Source organism: Streptomyces sp. NPDC004752, assembly GCF_053601275.1.
Genome location: NZ_JBSGBN010000091.1, coordinates 1 through 16,516, shown reverse-complemented (window position 1 = coordinate 16,516; position 16,516 = coordinate 1). Strand labels below are relative to the sequence as shown.

Here is a 16,516-nt window from a genome sequence, read left to right as displayed (position 1 = left end):
CGACGCGATACCGTGGCGTTCCTTTTCCCCACATGATCCTCGTGGCCGCCTTGGAGGTTCCGTGGTACAGGCGTACATCCTGATCCAGACGGAGGTCGGCAAGGCGTCGACCGTCGCCGAAACGATCAGCAAGCTCCCTGGAGTGATCCAGGCCGAGGACGTGACGGGACCTTATGACGTCATCGTGCGCGCGCAAGCGGACACCGTGGACGATCTGGGTCGCATGGTGGTCGCCAAGGTCCAGCAGGTGGACGGCATCACCCGCACCCTGACCTGCCCGGTCGTCCATCTGTAGCCCCCGTCTACCCTTGGCCGGTGAACATCTTCCGGCACCGGCTCCTCGGCCTGCCCGCGCTCGCTCTGCTGGTCTCCGTCGCGGGCTGCTCCTCAGCAGACGACGACGCCACCGTCGCGGTTCCCAGCCCGGACGCGAAGACGGCCGGGTTGTGTCAGAACCTGGACAAGGCGCTGCCGGGGACGTTGGACGGGCGGAGCCGTAACGACCCCGAGCCCCGGTCCGCCTTCACGGCGGGCTGGGGAAGCCCGGCGATCATACTGCGCTGCGGTGTCACCCGGCCGCCGAAGATGATCGACCCCGCGGTCGCGAAGGGGGACGACCCGGACGCGATCGGCGGCGGCGTGAACGGCGTCGACTGGCTGATGGAGAAGCAGTCCGACCAGACGATGCGGTTCACCACGGCCAACCGTGAGGCGTATGTACAGCTGACCCTGCCGAAGGGGGACGGCGACCAGGGGAGTTCAGCGGTCCTCGTCGCCCTCGCACCGGCCGTGAAGAAGGCGATCCCCGAGGGAATCGCCTCCATGACCTGATCCCCCCGCGCCCCCAAGGGGCGCGGGGAACCACGCGCCAGGCCACGACACAGCCGCACCCAACCGACGACGCGCGACACCCTCGTCAAAGCCCACGCCGACACGGCAGCACCCCAAGGGGCGGGGGGTACTGCGCGCCCAGCCACGACACAGCCGCACCCAACCGACGCCCCAGCACACCCCGTCAAAGCCCACACCGCTACGGCAGCGCCCCAAAGGGGCGCGGGGAACTGCGCGCCCGGCCACATCACACCCGCAGTCGACAACGCAGCCCAGCCACCCCCGCCCCCGTTCCCCGCCCCCCAGCGGAGCGTCAGCGCAGACCCGTGGTACGCCGCAGCGCCGCCCGCACCAGCAGATCCACCAACTCGGGATAGCCGACCCCGGACGCCTGCCACATCTGCGGGTACATCGAGATCGGCGTGAAGCCGGGCATCGTGTTGATCTCGTTGATCACGAACTCGCCGTCCTCGGTGAGGAAGAAGTCCGCGCGGACCAGCCCCTCGCAGGAGGCCGCCTCGAAGGCCGCGACCGCGAGCCGCCGCACCTCGGCGGTCTCCTCCTCGGTCAGCGGGGCGGGCACGATGCCGGGCGTCGAGTCGATGTACTTGGCCTCGAAGTCGTAGTACGCGTGCGCGTCAGGCGGCGGGATCTCGGCCGGTACGGAGGCCCGCGGCCCGTCCTCGAACTCCAGCACCCCGCACTCGATCTCGCGGCCCCGCAGCGCGGCCTCGACCAGGAACTTCGGGTCGTGCGCCCGGGCCTCGGCGATCGCCTCGTCCAGCCCGGACAGGTCGTCGACCTTGGTGATGCCGATCGACGACCCCGCGCGCGCGGGCTTCACGAACAGCGGCCAGCCGTGGTCCCCGGCGAAGTCGACGATCCGCTTGCGGGCGGCGGGCTCGTCCCGCTCCCACTCCCGCGGCCGGATCACCAGATACGGGCCGACCTTGAGCCCGAAGGAGGTGAAGACCCGCTTCATGTACTCCTTGTCCTGGCCGACGGCCGAGGCGAGCACGCCCGAGCCCACATACGGGACGCCGGACAGCTCCAGGAGCCCCTGGAGGGTGCCGTCCTCGCCGTACGGGCCGTGCAGCACCGGGAAGACCACGTCGACCTCGCCCAGCGCCTTCGGCACGGAGCCGGGCTCGCTGTAGACGACCTCGCGGTTGCCCGGGTCGACGGGGAGGACCACGACACCCTCGCTCGACTCGGTGAGTTCCTCGACGTCGGGCGTGCGGCGTTCGGCGATGGCCATGCGCTCCGGGGCGTCCGCGGTGAGCACCCAACGCCCGTCCCGCGTGATGCCGATCGGCAGCACGTCGTACTTGGTGCGGTCGATGGCACTCAGCACGGCGCCCGCGGTGACCATGGAGATCCCGTGTTCGGAGCTGCGCCCGCCGAACACGACGGCCACACGCGGTTTGCGCGGCTGCTGCTCAGGGCTCTGGGGGAGGTTCTCGGTGCTCATATCGCGTTGAGGGTACCCGTTGGTAGTGGCCTCAGACAGCGTCACCCCCGAACGCAAACGGACCAAATGAGACCCGGTTCGCTCAGCGTCGTTCGGGTTTGGCGCTGCGCGACATCAGTTCCTTGAGGGCCACCACCGGCGGCTTGCCCGCGTGCACGATGCCGACGACCGTCTCCGTGATGGGCATGTCGACGCCGTGCCGGCGGGCCAGATCGAGCACGGACTCACAGGACTTGACGCCCTCGGCGGTCTGGCTCGTGACCGCGATGGTCTCCTCCAGGGTCATGCCCTTGCCGAGGTTGGTGCCGAAGGTGTGGTTGCGGGACAGCGGCGAGGAGCAGGTGGCCACCAGGTCGCCCAGGCCGGCGAGTCCGGAGAAGGTCAGCGGATCGGCGCCCAGCGCCGCGCCGAGCCGGGTGGTCTCGGCGAGCCCGCGCGTGATCAGCGAGCCCTTGGCGTTGTCGCCGAGCCCCATGCCGTCGGCGATGCCCACGGCCAGTCCGATGACGTTCTTCACGGCGCCGCCCAGCTCGCAGCCCACCACGTCCGTGTTGGTGTACGGACGGAAGTAGGGCGTGTGGCAGTGGGCCTGGAGCCGCCGGGCCACCGCCTCGTCGGTGCAGGCGACGACGGCCGCCGCGGGCATCCGGGCGGCGATCTCACGGGCCAGGTTGGGGCCGGTGACCACGGCGATCCGGTCGTGGCCGACCTTGGCGACGTCCTCGATCACCTCGCTCATCCGCATCGTGGAGCCGAGTTCCACGCCCTTCATGAGGGAGACGAGGACCGTGCCGGGCGCGAGCAGCGGCACCCAGGCGGCGAGGTTCTCGCGCAGCGTCTGCGAGGGCACCGACAGCACCGTGAAGTCGGCGCCTGCGGCGGCCTCGGCGGGGTCGGTGGTGGCCCGCAGGTTGGCCGGCAGCTCGACACCCGGCAGATAGTCGGGGTTCGTCCGCGTGGAGTTGATCGCCTCCGCGATCTTGGGACGCCGGGCCCACAGGGTGACCTCGCACCCCGCGTCGGCCAGCACCATCCCGAACGCCGTGCCCCACGAACCGGCGCTGAAGACCGCCGCCTTGACAGGCTCGCTCACTGGCCGCCGTCCCCTTCCTGACCGCTCTGCGCCCGCGTCCTGCGCCGCTGCTCGATCCGCTCCCGGCGCGGATCGTACGGCCTGTCGGGCGCTTTCTCGCCGCGGATCTCCTCCAGGTGGCGGGTGATGGCGGACATGATGACGTCGGTGGCCTCCTTGAGGACCTCCGCGGTCATCTCCTGGCCGTAGAAGCGCGACAGGTCCACCGGCGGGCCCGCGAGCACATGGTGCGTCTTGCGCGGCAGCAGGTTGGGCTTCTTGGCGTACGGCGGCAGCAGCTCGTTGCAGCCCCACTGGGCGACGGGAACGACCGGGCACCTGGTCTCCAGGGCCACGCGCGCGGCACCGGTCTTGCCCGTCATGGGCCAGCCGTTCGGGTCGCGGGTGAGGGTGCCCTCGGGGTAGAAGGCGACGCACTCGCCGCGCTCCACGGCGTCGATCGCGGCCCGGAAGGCGCTGAGCGCGTCGGTGCTCTCCCGGTACACGGGGATCTGTCCGGTGCCGCGCATCGCGGCCCCGACGAATCCCTTCTTGAAAAGACCGCTCTTCGCCAGGAATCGCGGCACCCGTCCGGTGTTGTACTGATAGTGCGCGTACGCGAAGGGATCGATGTGGGAATTGTGGTTCACCACGGTGATAAATCCGCCCTCGGCCGGAATGTGCTCCATTCCACGCCAGTCCCGCTTGATCAGAACCACCAGCGGCGGTTTGCAGATCACCGCGGCGAAGCGGTACCAGAAGCCGATTCTGCGGCGGGGCACGCGCGCACCTTCCTCTAGAGCCTGGGGAGCCGCACAAGTGTCGCTCCAGGCCGCCGGTCTGTCGAGAACACCGTACGCCCCGCCGCCCCGGCCGCCGGATGACCCGGGTGACAATGAGCGCGACGAGAGAGGAACGGTACGTCGGTGCAGTGGACCTTGGTCATCCCCGTGAAGCCCTTGGCGCTGGCCAAGAGCAGGCTCTCGGACACCGCCGCCGACGGGCTGCGCCCGGGGCTGGCCCTGGCGTTCGCGCAGGACACGGTGGCGGCGGCGCTGGCCTCGGCGGCGGTGCGGGCTGTGGCGGTCGTCACCAACGACGCGGTGGCCGGCCGGGAACTCGCGGCGCTGGGCGCCCGCATCGTCCCGGACGAGCCGGGCGGCGGCCTGAACGCCGCCCTGGCACACGCGGCAGGGGTCGTACGGTCGGCCCGCCCGAAAGCCGCGGTGGCGGCGCTGAACGCCGATCTGCCGGCCCTGCGCCCGCTGGAATTGTCCCGGGTGCTGAAGGCCGCGGCCGAATTCCCGCGCGCCTTTCTCCCCGACGCCGCCGGAATCGGCACGACGTTGCTTGCGGCGGCCCCGGGCCTGGAATTGGGCCCGGCTTTCGGCGGCGATTCCCGCGCCCGGCACGGTGCGTCGGGCGCGGTGGAACTCCGGCTGGACGCGGTCGACTCGGTACGGCAGGACGTGGACACCGGCGCCGATCTGCGCGCGGCGCTGGCGCTCGGGGTGGGCCCGCGCACCGCGGCAGCGAGCGCGCGCCTGCTGATCGCCGGGCAGTAGGCTGCCGCCATGCAGGCGACCGCGTACACATACGACCCCGAGACCCGCAGCGGGCAGGTACTGCTGGACGACGGCACCCCGGTGCCCTTCGACGCGCCGGCGTTCGACGCGGGCGGGCTGCGGCTGCTGCGGCCCGGGCAGCGGGTGCGGATCGAGACGGAACCGGCGGACGGGACCGGCCCGGGCCTGCGGATCACCCTGGTGACCCTGCAGACGCTCTGAACGGCGAAGCGTACGCGCCGAACGGCGAGAAGCCCCCGAAACGCGCCGCGGGCCGGACTCCCTCGGGAGTCCGGCCCGGCGTGTGAGTACCCCTGGTGCCCTTACGCCTTGCGGGCGGTGGCCTTCTTGGCGGTGGTCTTGCGAGCCGTCGACTTCTTGGCCGGAGCCTTCTTCGCCGGGGCCTTCTTGGCCGTCGCCTTCTTCGCCGCCGCCTTCTTCGCGGTGGCCTTCTTGGCGGCCGCCGTCGTCTTCTTGGCGGCCGTCTTCTTGGCCGTGACCTTCTTGGCCGCCGCCGTCGTCTTCTTGGCGGCCGTCTTCTTCACCGCGGCCTTCTTCGCCGCCGCCGTGGCCTTCTTGGCGGCCGTCTTCTTGGCGGCTGCCTTCTTGACCGTCGCGGCGGCACCGCCGGTCAGGCTGCCCTTGGGCGCCTTCTTGACCGAGACCTCGCCACCACGTGGGAGCTTCTTCGAGCCGCTCACCAGGTCCTTGAAGCCCTGACCGGCACGGAAGCGCGGCACCGAGGTCTTCTTGACCCGAACCCGCTCGCCCGTCTGGGGGTTACGGGCGTAGCGAGCGGGGCGGTCCACCTTCTCGAAGGACCCGAAGCCGGTGACCGAGACCCGCTCGCCCGCGACGACCGCGCGGACGATGGCGTCCAGGACATGATCGACAGCATCGGCGGCCTGCTGACGGCCACCCATCTTGTCGGCAATCGCTTCTACGAGCTGCGCCTTGTTCACGTCTTCCCCTTCGGAGACATCGCCAGAACGAAAGTGATCTAGCTTTTTCGCACGTTAGGCAGATATATACCGCAAATCAAACACGAAACGGGCTAATCACCCTTGTGCCGCAACAGACTCGGTCCTCTCGGACTTGTTCAGCGTTCCTCTTCGGGGAATCGCCCCGCGTCGAGGTCCGCGGCGAACCGGTCGAGCCGCCTTGCCGCATCGGCGAGATCGTGCTTGGCCGCGGCCGTAATGACCAGCAGCTTCCGGGTCAGCGCCATCCGTACGCCCTCCGGGACTTGCAGTGCGCGCACCCTTGCGTGCGCTTCCTTCAGTTGGTCCGCGACCGCCGCATAGAGCTGGAGTTGGCCGTCGTGTTCCATGCACAGATTGTGCCATCTGGGGCGAGTTGTCGCCTGCCCAGGGGGCAACTGTCGCAGCCTCGGGCCTTCCGAACGCCCGCGGAATCCGCCGCCCCATCGGAGCCCTACCCCGCTGATCACCCACCTAACGTGGGGAGTTGAGAGACGGGCGGGGGCGGTTCGGGGCCGTTCGGGCGCAGACATGGCTGTACCCCCGATCGTGGCGATCGGGGGTACAGACGGGGTGTTGGCGTGGCCGAATATCGACCTGTTGGGCCGGTGGTTCAGACCTTCAGCGTCCGCGGCTTGTAGGCGGGCCGCTTCGCCTCGTACGCGGCGATGTCGGCCTCGTTCCGCAGGGTGATGGAGATGTCGTCCAGCCCGTTCAGCAGCCGCCAGCGGGAGTTCTCGTCCAGCTCGAACGAGGCGGTGATGCCCTCGGCGCGCACCTCACGCGCCTCAAGGTCCACAGTGACCTCAGCAGTGACGTCCTTCTCGGTCAGCTCCCACAGCGCGTCCACGATCTTCTGCTCCAGGACCACCGTGAGCAGGCCGTTCTTCAGCGAGTTGCCCCGGAAGATGTCGGCGAACCGGGAGGAGATCACGGCCTTGAAGCCGTAGTTCTGCAACGCCCAGACGGCGTGCTCACGGGAGGAGCCGGTGCCGAAGTCGGGGCCGGCGACCAGCACGGTCGCGCCCTGCCGCTCGGGGCGGTTGAGCACGAAGTCCGGGTCCTTGCGCCATGCCTCGAACAGCCCGTCCTCGAATCCGTCCCGGGTCACCTTCTTGAGCCAGTGAGCAGGGATGATCTGGTCGGTGTCGACGTTGCTGCGGCGTAGCGGGACGGCCCGGCCGGTGTGCGTGGTGAATGCTTCCATGGCTCTCAGACTCCAGCGGGCGTACGGGTGTCGGCGTCGGACAGGTCGGCGGGGGACGCCAGGTGGCCCAGGACCGCCGTAGCGGCCGCGACCTGCGGCGACACCAGGTGCGTACGGCCGCCCTTGCCCTGTCGGCCCTCGAAGTTGCGGTTGGAGGTGGACGCGGAGCGCTCACCCGGGGCGAGCTGGTCGGGGTTCATGCCCAGACACATCGAGCAGCCCGCGTGCCGCCATTCGGCGCCGGCCTCCTTGAAGACCGCGTCCAGGCCTTCGGAGACGGCCTGCAGACCGACCCGCGCGGAGCCCGGGACGACCAGCATCCGTACGCCGTCGGCGACTTTGCGGTCCTTGAGGATGCCGGCGGCGGCGCGCAGGTCCTCGATGCGGCCGTTGGTGCAGGAGCCTACGAAGACCGTGTCCACCTTGATGGAGCGCAGCGTCTGCCCGGCCGCCAACCCCATGTACTCCAGGGCCTTTTCGGCGGCCAGCCGCTCCGAGGCGTCTTCGTACGAAGCCGGGTCGGGGACCGCCGACGAAAGGGGCGCGCCCTGGCCGGGGTTGGTGCCCCAGGTGACGAACGGGGTGAGTTCGTCGGCGTTGATGACCACCTCGGCGTCGAAGACCGCGTCCTCGTCCGTGCGCAGCGTCTTCCAGTACTCCACCGCGGCGTCCCAGTCGGCGCCCTCGGGGGCGTGCGGGCGGCCCTTGAGATAGGCGAAGGTCGTCTCGTCGGGGGCGATCATGCCCGCGCGGGCGCCGGCCTCGATCGACATGTTGCAGACGGTCATCCGGGCCTCCATCGAGAGCTTCTCGATGGCGGAGCCGCGGTACTCCAGGATGTAGCCCTGGCCGCCGCCGGTGCCGATCTTCGCGATGATCGCCAGGATCAGGTCCTTGGCACTCACGCCCGCGGGCAGTTCGCCCTCGACCGTGATCGCCATGGTCTTCGGGCGGGCCAGGGGCAGCGTCTGGGTGGCCAGCACGTGCTCCACCTGGGAGGTGCCGATGCCGAACGCCAGCGCGCCGAAGGCGCCGTGCGTGGAGGTGTGGGAGTCGCCGCAGACGACCGTCGTACCGGGCTGGGTCAGGCCCAGCTGGGGGCCGACGACATGCACCACGCCCTGCTCGACGTCGCCCAGCGGGTGCAGCCGTACCCCGAACTCGGCGCAGTTCTTGCGCAGCGTCTCCAGCTGGGCGCGGGAGACCGGGTCGGCGATGGGCTTGTCGATGTCGAGGGTCGGGGTGTTGTGGTCCTCGGTCGCGATGGTGAGGTCGAGGCGGCGCACCCGGCGCCCGTTCTGCCTCAGACCGTCGAATGCCTGCGGGCTGGTCACCTCGTGCAGCAGGTGCAGATCGATGAAGAGGAGGTCGGGCTCGCCCTCGGCGCGCCGGACGACATGGTCGTCCCAGACCTTCTCCGCGAGTGTCCTACCCATCGCTTTCCCTCCGGCCGGCCTTGTTGCGCCGGCCCAACTAGAGATCTCTCAGGAAACGGCGCCCGTGCCCCTGTTCCCCGGGCGTCCGCCGCCAAGCCCACGGTCCGCGGGCCACTGTGTCTTCCCAGGGTGGCGTGTTCCACCGAAAATTGAACTTGCGTTTCACAGAGTGAGACGTGAGTATCGTTGCATGGACAACAGTAGCGGCGTCGGCGTTCTGGACAAGGCGGCCCTCGTCCTGAGCGCTCTGGAGTCCGGTCCGGCCACCCTCGCGGGTCTGGTCGGCGCCACCGGACTGGCACGACCCACGGCCCACCGGCTGGCCGTGGCGCTGGAGCACCACCGTATGGTGGCACGCGACATGCAGGGCCGTTTCATCCTCGGACCGCGGCTGGCCGAGCTGGCCGCGGCGGCAGGCGAGGACCGTCTGCTGGCGACGGCCGGCCCGGTGCTCACGCATCTGAGGGACATCACCGGCGAGAGCGCTCAGCTCTACCGGCGCCAGGGCGACCTGCGCATCTGTGTGGCCGCCGCGGAACGGCTGTCCGGACTGCGGGACACGGTCCCGGTCGGCTCCACGCTCACGATGAAGGCGGGCTCGTCCGCGCAGATCCTGCTCGCCTGGGAGGAGCCCGAGCGACTGCACCGCGGCCTCCAGGGTGCCCGCTTCACCGCGACGGCCCTGTCCGGCGTGCGGCGCCGCGGCTGGGCCCAGTCCATCGGCGAGCGTGAGCCGGGCGTGGCGTCCGTCTCCGCGCCGGTGCGCGGCCCCTCGAACCGCGTCGTGGCCGCCGTGTCCGTCTCCGGCCCCATCGAGCGGCTCACCCGGCACCCGGGCCGGATGCACGCCCAGGCGGTCATCGACTCCGCCGCCCGGCTCTCCGAGGCCCTGCGCCGCTCGGGCTGAGCACGAGCGGAACGTCGTACCCCGTCGGCAAAGATCAGCCTCAACGCCGCGGCAGATCGCGCCGACGGGGACCTGCCCCCAGGGGCACAGGGAACTGCATGCGCGACCAACCACATACGACCCGCGGGCCGAACAACAGAAATGACCCCCCACCTCAGCGCATTGGCTGAGGCGAAGAGCCATCGTCTTGTACCCCCGACCGGATTCGAACCGGCGCTACCGCCTTGAGAGGGCGGCGTGCTAGGCCGCTACACAACGGGGGCGAGGATCGTACGTTTCCGCAGATCCGAGCTGGTCTACCTGGACTCGAACCAAGACTAACTGAACCAGAATCAGTCGTGCTGCCAATTACACCATAGACCAATGATGGTTTAGACCAGTCAGTACCCCCGACCGGATTCGAACCGGCGCTACCGCCTTGAGAGGGCGGCGTGCTAGGCCGCTACACAACGGGGGCCCCTGCATCCCGAGATGATCGGGACCGTACCCCCGACCGGATTCGAACCGGCGCTACTGCCTTGAGAGGGCAGCGTGCTAGGCCGCTACACAACGGGGGCTTGCGGATGAGATCCGCGTATGCAGATGAGCTCTGCGAGCTGGCCTACCTGGACTCGAACCAAGACTAACTGAACCAGAATCAGTCGTGCTGCCAATTACACCATAGGCCACTGGAACGCAAGCCCTGAAGGGGATCTTGTTCTAGTTGTGCGCCCGGTTCCTTGGCCTTCCGGCCCGCTCTCCGCGGCGCAGGAAGAACATTACCCGAAGGTGGACGGGGCTCCAAAACGGGTATCCGCGCGGACGATCGCCGGGAGTTCGGCCAGCGAGGAGATCCGGTGGGCCGCTGCGACGGCCGCCCCGTCGGTCGGCTCCCCGCCGCGGTCGATCCACACGGACAGCAACCCGGCCTCGGCCGCTCCCCGTCCGTCGATCTCCGGGTGGTCGCCGACGTACGCCACCTCGTGCGGCGGCAGTTCCAGGGCCTCGCAGGCCGCCAGGAACGCCTCGGGGGCTGGCTTGGAGACGCCGAGTTCGGCCGCGCACAGCATCGCCTCGAAGCGGCCGCGCACCCCGAGGGTGCGCAGCTTGTGCTCCTGGACCTGGCTGCTCGAATTGGACAGCACAGCGTGCCGGTGGCTCATGGCGAGGGTGTCCAGGACGGGCAGCACGTCGGGGAACAGGCTCCAGGCGGCTTCGTAGTGCGCGATGTAGCGCCCGAACCATGCCTCGGCCTCGGCGTCGGTCAGCTCCGCCCCCAGGAAGTCCCGCACCCGGTCCCGGCGCTGCTCCTCGAAGCCGACCCCGCCGGCTGCGAACCGCGCCCACTGCCGGTCGGTGATCTCCCGCCAGCGCGCGAGGGCCTGCTCCACGCCGTCGTACGCGTGCAGCAGGCCCTCCGCCGCCAGATGTGCCCGCATGCCGGCCCGGTCGGCGGTCGTGTAGTCGAAAAGGGTGTCGTCCACGTCCCAGACCACGGCTCGGATGCTCATGGGCCGACGGTAGCGCGCCGCCGTTGTGCGCGCCGCCGTTCTGCGCTGTGCCGTTCTGCGCTGTGCCGTTATGCGGTGAGCTTCGCCAGGGCCGCGTCGATGCGGGCCAGCGTCCGCTCCTTGCCCAGCACCTCCAGGGACTCGAAGAGGGGCAGGCCGACCGTGCGGCCGGTGACCGCGACCCGGACCGGGGCCTGGGCCTTGCCCAGCTTGAGGCCGTGCGCCTCGCCGGCCGCCAGGACGGCCTCCTTCAGGGACTCGGCCGAGGTCCAGTCGGCCGGCTCCAGCTTCTCGCGGGCCGTGCGCAGCAGGGCGTCCGAGCCCTCCTTCATCGCCTTCGCCCAGCTCGCCTCGTCGAAGACCGGCTCGGGCAGGAACAGGAAGTCGATGTTGTCCGTGATCTCCGACAGAACCTTCAGGCGGGTCTGCGCATGCGGGGCGATGGCCTGCCACTTCGTCTCGTCGAAGGACTCGGGCGCCCAGGGCGCGAACGGCGCCTGGAGCCACGTGCGGCAACGCTCGGTGAAGTCCTTCACGTCCAGCAGCCTGATGTGGTCGGCGTTGATCGCCTCGCACTTCTTCAGGTCGAAGCGGGCCGGGTTGGGGTTCACATCGGCGATGTCGAAGGCCGCGACCATCTCGTCGACGCTGAAGATGTCCTGGTCGGCGGAGAGCGACCAGCCCAGCAGGGAGAGGTAGTTGAGCAGCCCCTCGGGGAGGAAGCCGCGCTCCCGGTAGAGGTTGAGGGAGGACTGCGGGTCCCGCTTGGAAAGCTTCTTGTTGCCCTCGCCCATCACATACGGCAGATGGCCGAACTCCGGGATGCCCTTGGCGATGCCCAGCTCGATCAGCGCCTTGTAGAGGGCGATCTGGCGGGGGGTGGAGGAGAGCAGGTCCTCGCCGCGCAGGACGTGGGTGATCTCCATGAGGGCGTCGTCGACCGGGTTGACCAGCGTGTACAGCGGTGCGCCGTTGGCGCGGACGATGCCGTAGTCGGGCACGTTCTCCGGGGTGAAGGTCAGCTCGCCGCGGACCAGGTCGGTGAAGGTGATCGTCTCGTCCGGCATACGGAAGCGGACGATCGGGGTGCGGCCCTGGGCCTGGTACTCCTCGACCTGGGCGGCGGTCAGGTCACGGCAGTGGCCGTCGTATCCGGAGGGCCGGCCGGCCGCGCGGGCCGCCTCGCGGCGGGTGTCCAGCTCCTCCTGGGAGCAGTAGCAGTGGTAGGCGTGGCCGACTTCGAGGAGCTTGTCGGCGACGTCGGCGTAGCGGTCCATGCGCTGCGACTGGCGGTACGGCGCGTGCGGGCCGCCGATCTCCGGGCCCTCGTCCCAGTCGAAGCCCAGCCAGCGCATCGCGTCGAGGAGCTGGCCGTAGGACTCCTCGGAGTCGCGGGCCGCGTCGGTGTCCTCGATGCGGAAGACGAGCGTGCCCTGGTGGTGCCGGGCGAACGCCCAGTTGAACAGGGCGGTGCGGACCAGGCCCACATGGGGGTTACCGGTGGGCGAGGGGCAGAAACGGACGCGTACAGGTGCGCTAGCCACGCTTGACAACCTTGTTGGTGAGAGTGCCGATGCCTTCGATGGTGACGGCGACCTCGTCGCCGACGTTGAGGGGGCCGACGCCAGCCGGGGTGCCGGTGAGCACCACGTCGCCGGGGAGCAGCGTCATGGCCTCGGTGATGTTGACGATGAGGTCCTCGATGGGGTGGATCATCTCGCTCGTGCGGCCCAGCTGGCGCTGTTCGCCGTTGACGGTGAGCTGGAGGGTGAGGTCGTTCGCGCGCTCCAGGTCCAGGTCCGTCTCCACCCAGGGGCCGAGCGGGCAGGAGGTGTCGAAGCCCTTGGCCCTGGCCCACTGTTTCTCGCGCCGCTGGACGTCACGGGCGGTGATGTCATTGGCGCAGGTGTAGCCGAAGATCACGTCCTTGACGCGGTCGCGCGGGACTTCGCGGCACATCCGGCCGATGACCACCGCCAGCTCTGCCTCGTGGTGCAGTTCGGTGGAGAACGACGGGTACTGGATCTCGTCGCCGGGGCCGATCACCGAGGTGGACGGCTTGAAGAAGGCGAACGGGGCGTCGGGCACCGCGTTGCCCAGTTCCTTCGCGTGCTCGGCGTAGTTGCGGCCGAAGGCCACGACCTTGTTGGGGAGCACCGGCGGGAGCAGCCGGACCTTGCTCAGCGGGACCTTGGTCCCGGACAGCTCGTGGTCCGCGAACGGGATGCCCTTGATGATGTCGAGGACGAGTTCGTCCTGCTTGTCGCCCTCGACCGCGCCGAAGGCGACGTTCCCGTCGATGGAGAACCTGACGATGCGCACGGGATGCTCGCGCCCCTTAACTTAAGAAGACCGCGTCGGCCGGAGACCGGCTGGATGTCGGCTGGAGTCTGACGCTCCAGGCTAACGCGGCGGCGGGGCCGTGCCCTCGCGATATACGGGTCCGTGCCCTCGCGGTATACCGGGCACGACGAAGGGCGCCACTCGCAGGAGTGGCGCCCGTGTCGTGCGGCGGGCCGGGTCCCGCGGTGCGCGGCCCGTGCGCGTACTACTCCGCGGGGGTGGCCGCCGCGACCGGGGCCTCCATGAGGACCGTGCGCCGCGGGTTGGCGGTCTGGGCGGGAAGGTCGAGGGAGTGCTCCGGGTGTTCCGGCGCCTGTGGCCCGTCGGCGTCGTCGAGGTGGGTGAGAGTGGTGCGACGCGGGTTGGCTATGGTGCGGAACATCATCGTGGTCTTCACGGCTGTAGGAACCCTGTCCTGTGTGGTTGGCGGGTTGGCAGATACTTCCCTCTTGTAAAGCGTCAGGCTAAACACCCGATTCCCCACGGCCGTCGCGAAGCGCGCTTGACTGGCGTGTGAGTTTGCTCACGAATCCGGACGCAAACCGGTCAATTCCGGCCATCAATTCGCCCTGACGAAACGGACATTGCGGCCTTGAACCTGCTATTCCGCTCCTGATCATCGCGACTGGGACACGGTCCGGGTGTCGACGACTCGCAGGAGTAAGTCCGTTATGTGCGAGAACTTTTTCCACGTCTCGTGACACCCCACTCACACGCTGTCACAGAGGCCACAGGCTGGCCCACGGGCCTTGTTGGAGATCCGGCACTGTGCTGGAATTCCACGGACCGCCGCGGGATCGAGCCGGCGCTCAGGGGGCGCAAAGCAGCGCCGAGTGGCGGCGAGACAGGGGGAACCAGCGCCGGTCACTCACGACCACCTGGGGGGCGTATTCGGGTCGCTCCCCACAACGCCGACACCGCCCGTCCGCTCGCGCGGAGGGGCGCCTGGTCCAGAGGTTGCGACGCTAGTGCAGGGACGTTTCAAGAGGGATGGCAGCGCTCCGGCGGAGCCGGGGGCGCACGGCGGGACCGACCGCGGCGCCTCGCCCCAGCGCGCCCAGAACCCGGGCCCGACCCCGTCCGGCGGCGGCACAGAACGCCCCGGACGCCCCGGTGCGCCGTCCACGCCGCCGAGTCCCGCGCCGCCGGTCAAGCGCGCCAAGAGCCCGACCGGCCCCGGATCGCGCATAGCCCTGCGCAACTGGCGTATCTCCACGCGTCTGGTGTCGCTGCTCGCGCTCCCCGTGGTCGCGGCCACCTCGCTGGGCGCGCTGCGCATCGACCAGTCCCTGGACGACATCCAGCAGCTCGACAACATGAAGCTGCTGACGGACATGACGAAGCAGGCGACCGAACTCGCCGCCGCGCTCCAGGAGGAACGCGACCAGTCCGCCGGACCGCTGGCGCACGGCCTGAAGGCCGACAGCTTCACCGTCAAGGGCTACCAGGACCGGACCGACCGCGCCCTCAGCAGCTTCCTCAACGCCTCCGAGGACATCGGCTCCGCGAGCAAGGACGGCAACCTCCAGGGCGTCCGCGACAGCCTCATCGGCCTGGCCGGCCAGCTGGACGGCCTGGCCAAGATCCGCCGCTCCGCGTACCAGGCCAAGGACAACTCCACCCAGACGGTCGAGGCGTACCACCGGCTGATCACCCAGCTGATCGGCCTGTCCTCGGACATGGCGCAGGCGTCCAGCAACCCGGAGATGATCCAGCGCACCCGCGCCCTGGCGGCCTTCTCCACCTCCAAGGAGTACGCGTCCGTGCAGCGCGCCGTCATCGCCGCGGCCCTGCCCGACACGAACAGGACGGCCGGGAACCTCTCCGACAACGACCGGCTCTACGGCGAGTCGGCGCTGGAGAGCCAGTCCTCCGAGCTGAACATCTTCCGCAAGCTCTACTCCGCGCAGGGCGCCGAGGAACTCCTCAAGCCCATCGAAGAGGGCAACCCGACGATCGATGCCTCGGACACCTACGCCAAACGCGTCCTCGAACGCCAGGACGGTCTGCAGCAGACGGAGAAGCGTTCCTACCGCGACTGGGTGGACGACAGCTCGACCAAGATCGAGCAGATGAAGAAGATCGAGCACACGCTGCTCGAAGAGATGGAGCAGAAGGCCCGCGAGCTGCGCAGCGCCACCGAGCGCGACGCGATCATCTCCGGTGCGCTGATCCTGCTCGTCCTCGGCGTCTCCCTGGTCGGCGCGTTCGTCGTCGCCCGGTCCATGATCCGCTCGCTGCGCCGGCTCCAGGAGACCGCGACCAAGGTCGCCCAGGACCGGCTGCCCGAGCTGGTCAAGCATCTGTCCGAGTCCGACCCGCAGGACGTCGACACGTCCGTGGAGTCGGTCGGTGTGCACTCCCGGGACGAGATCGGCCGGGTCGCCGCGGCCTTCGACGACGTGCACCGCGAGGCGGTCCGGCTCGCTGCCGAGCAGGCCCTGCTGCGGGGCAACGTCAACGCGATGTTCACCAACCTCTCGCGCCGCTCCCAGGGCCTCATCCAGCGCCAGCTGTCGCTCATCTCCGAACTGGAGTCCCGCGAGGCCGACCCGGACCAGCTGTCCTCGCTGTTCAAGCTGGACCACCTCGCCACGCGTATGCGCCGCAACGGCGAGAACCTCCTCGTCCTCGCCGGTGAGGAGCCCGGCCGCCGCTGGACCCGCCCGGTTCCGCTGGTTGACGTGCTCCGCGCCGCCGCCTCCGAGGTGGAGCAGTACGAGCGGATCGAGCTGGCCTCGGTGCCGACCACCGAGGTCGCGGGACGTGTCGTCAACGACCTCGTGCACCTGCTCGCCGAGTTGCTGGAGAACGCGACCTCGTTCTCCTCGCCGCAGACCAAGGTCAAGGTGACCGGTCATGCGCTGCCCGACGGCCGGGTGCTGATCGAGATCCACGACACCGGTATCGGCCTCTCCCCCGAGGACCTCGCGGCGATCAACGAGCGGCTCGCCGCGCCGCCCACCGTGGACGTCTCCGTCTCCCGCCGCATGGGTCTGTTCGTGGTCGGCCGACTCTCGCAGCGGCACGGCATCCGCATCCAGCTGCGCCCGTCCGACTCGGGTGGTACGACGGCGCTGGTCATGCTGCCCGTCGACGTCGCCCAGGGCGGCAAGAAGCCCGCTCCGGGCAAGCCGGGCGTGCCCGCCACGGGCGGCCCGGCCGCAGCGCAGGCCGCCGCCGGCGCGGCCGCGGCCCGGCGCGGCGCGGCCCA

General features: G+C 69.8%; 17 protein-coding genes and 5 tRNA genes. 6 read left to right on the top strand and 16 right to left on the bottom strand.

Annotation, left to right across the window (positions count from 1 at the left end):
- Window positions 1-61 precede the first annotated feature (61 nt).
- Window positions 62-295, top strand: a complete 234-nt coding sequence (locus ACWEKM_RS31180; RefSeq protein WP_030952852.1) for an Lrp/AsnC family transcriptional regulator — start codon at window positions 62-64, stop codon at window positions 293-295.
- A gap of 20 nt (window positions 296-315) precedes the next feature.
- The gene (locus ACWEKM_RS31175; RefSeq protein ID WP_451624610.1) at window positions 316-831 is read left to right on the top strand and encodes a DUF3515 domain-containing protein; all 516 of its coding nucleotides are present in this window, start codon (window positions 316-318) and stop codon (window positions 829-831) included.
- Between the two features lie 313 nt (window positions 832-1,144).
- Here ACWEKM_RS31175 and ACWEKM_RS31170 read toward each other — a convergent pair whose 3' ends face one another.
- From ACWEKM_RS31170 to ACWEKM_RS31160, 3 genes are all read right to left on the bottom strand, one after another.
- On the bottom strand, window positions 1,145-2,302 hold the full coding sequence (locus tag ACWEKM_RS31170) for a D-alanine--D-alanine ligase family protein (RefSeq protein ID WP_451624609.1): 1,158 nt from the start codon (window positions 2,300-2,302) through the stop codon (window positions 1,145-1,147).
- Window positions 2,303-2,384: 82 nt separating this feature from the next.
- Window positions 2,385-3,395: an NAD(P)H-dependent glycerol-3-phosphate dehydrogenase gene (locus tag ACWEKM_RS31165; protein WP_451624608.1), complete on the bottom strand. Its 1,011-nt coding sequence runs from the start codon at window positions 3,393-3,395 to the stop codon at window positions 2,385-2,387.
- A complete protein-coding gene (locus tag ACWEKM_RS31160) occupies window positions 3,392-4,156 on the bottom strand; it encodes a lysophospholipid acyltransferase family protein (protein WP_451624607.1) in 765 nt (254 codons plus the stop codon). The genes ACWEKM_RS31165 and ACWEKM_RS31160 overlap by 4 nt, the downstream gene beginning before the upstream one ends.
- A 144-nt stretch (window positions 4,157-4,300) precedes the next feature.
- Here ACWEKM_RS31160 and cofC point away from each other — a divergent pair, with 144 nt between their 5' ends.
- Both cofC and ACWEKM_RS31150 read left to right on the top strand, forming a co-directional pair.
- A complete protein-coding gene (gene cofC / locus ACWEKM_RS31155; RefSeq protein WP_451624606.1) occupies window positions 4,301-4,939 on the top strand; it encodes a 2-phospho-L-lactate guanylyltransferase in 639 nt (212 codons plus the stop codon).
- A gap of 9 nt (window positions 4,940-4,948) precedes the next feature.
- The gene (locus tag ACWEKM_RS31150) at window positions 4,949-5,161 is read left to right on the top strand and encodes a hypothetical protein (protein ID WP_451624605.1); all 213 of its coding nucleotides are present in this window, start codon (window positions 4,949-4,951) and stop codon (window positions 5,159-5,161) included.
- 101 nt (window positions 5,162-5,262) lie between these two features.
- Here ACWEKM_RS31150 and ACWEKM_RS31145 read toward each other — a convergent pair whose 3' ends face one another.
- From ACWEKM_RS31145 to leuC, 4 genes are all read right to left on the bottom strand, one after another.
- Window positions 5,263-5,901: an HU family DNA-binding protein gene (locus tag ACWEKM_RS31145; protein WP_451624604.1), complete on the bottom strand. Its 639-nt coding sequence runs from the start codon at window positions 5,899-5,901 to the stop codon at window positions 5,263-5,265.
- A 137-nt stretch (window positions 5,902-6,038) separates the two neighbouring features.
- Window positions 6,039-6,269, bottom strand: coding sequence for an SCO5555 family protein (locus tag ACWEKM_RS31140; protein ID WP_451624603.1), 231 nt, complete (start codon window positions 6,267-6,269; stop codon window positions 6,039-6,041).
- 263 nt (window positions 6,270-6,532) lie between these two features.
- Window positions 6,533-7,126 carry a 3-isopropylmalate dehydratase small subunit gene (gene leuD, locus ACWEKM_RS31135; protein WP_451624602.1) on the bottom strand — a complete coding sequence of 198 codons (594 nt, stop codon included), beginning with the start codon at window positions 7,124-7,126 and terminating at the stop codon, window positions 6,533-6,535.
- 5 nt (window positions 7,127-7,131) lie between these two features.
- Complete coding sequence (gene leuC, locus ACWEKM_RS31130; protein WP_451624601.1) at window positions 7,132-8,562, bottom strand: 3-isopropylmalate dehydratase large subunit; 1,431 nt, start codon at window positions 8,560-8,562, stop codon at window positions 7,132-7,134.
- 190 nt (window positions 8,563-8,752) lie between these two features.
- Between leuC and ndgR the strand changes: the two genes are divergently transcribed.
- On the top strand, window positions 8,753-9,469 hold the full coding sequence (ndgR, locus tag ACWEKM_RS31125; RefSeq protein WP_451624600.1) for an IclR family transcriptional regulator NdgR: 717 nt from the start codon (window positions 8,753-8,755) through the stop codon (window positions 9,467-9,469).
- A 190-nt stretch (window positions 9,470-9,659) separates the two neighbouring features.
- Here the strand turns inward: ndgR and ACWEKM_RS31120 are convergent.
- From ACWEKM_RS31120 to ACWEKM_RS31080, 9 genes are all read right to left on the bottom strand, one after another.
- Window positions 9,660-9,732, bottom strand: a tRNA-Glu gene (locus ACWEKM_RS31120).
- A gap of 28 nt (window positions 9,733-9,760) precedes the next feature.
- A tRNA-Gln gene (locus ACWEKM_RS31115) sits at window positions 9,761-9,832 on the bottom strand.
- Window positions 9,833-9,853: 21 nt separating this feature from the next.
- A tRNA-Glu gene (locus tag ACWEKM_RS31110) sits at window positions 9,854-9,926 on the bottom strand.
- A gap of 27 nt (window positions 9,927-9,953) precedes the next feature.
- Window positions 9,954-10,026 (bottom strand) — tRNA-Glu (locus tag ACWEKM_RS31105).
- 39 nt (window positions 10,027-10,065) lie between these two features.
- Window positions 10,066-10,137: transfer RNA gene (locus ACWEKM_RS31100), tRNA-Gln, on the bottom strand.
- A gap of 90 nt (window positions 10,138-10,227) precedes the next feature.
- Window positions 10,228-10,959 (bottom strand): HAD family hydrolase, encoded by a 732-nt coding sequence (locus tag ACWEKM_RS31095; RefSeq protein ID WP_451624599.1) that lies wholly within the window; start codon window positions 10,957-10,959, stop codon window positions 10,228-10,230.
- A 68-nt stretch (window positions 10,960-11,027) separates the two neighbouring features.
- Window positions 11,028-12,512 carry a glutamate--tRNA ligase gene (gene gltX, locus ACWEKM_RS31090; protein ID WP_451624598.1) on the bottom strand — a complete coding sequence of 495 codons (1,485 nt, stop codon included), beginning with the start codon at window positions 12,510-12,512 and terminating at the stop codon, window positions 11,028-11,030.
- Window positions 12,496-13,281 (bottom strand): fumarylacetoacetate hydrolase family protein, encoded by a 786-nt coding sequence (locus ACWEKM_RS31085; protein ID WP_451624597.1) that lies wholly within the window; start codon window positions 13,279-13,281, stop codon window positions 12,496-12,498. The genes gltX and ACWEKM_RS31085 overlap by 17 nt, the downstream gene beginning before the upstream one ends.
- A 226-nt stretch (window positions 13,282-13,507) precedes the next feature.
- Complete coding sequence (locus tag ACWEKM_RS31080; protein ID WP_451624596.1) at window positions 13,508-13,699, bottom strand: hypothetical protein; 192 nt, start codon at window positions 13,697-13,699, stop codon at window positions 13,508-13,510.
- 571 nt (window positions 13,700-14,270) lie between these two features.
- Between ACWEKM_RS31080 and ACWEKM_RS31075 the strand changes: the two genes are divergently transcribed.
- The coding region (locus ACWEKM_RS31075) for a sensor histidine kinase (protein WP_451624595.1) at window positions 14,271-16,516 on the top strand (2,246 nt) is incomplete at its 3' end.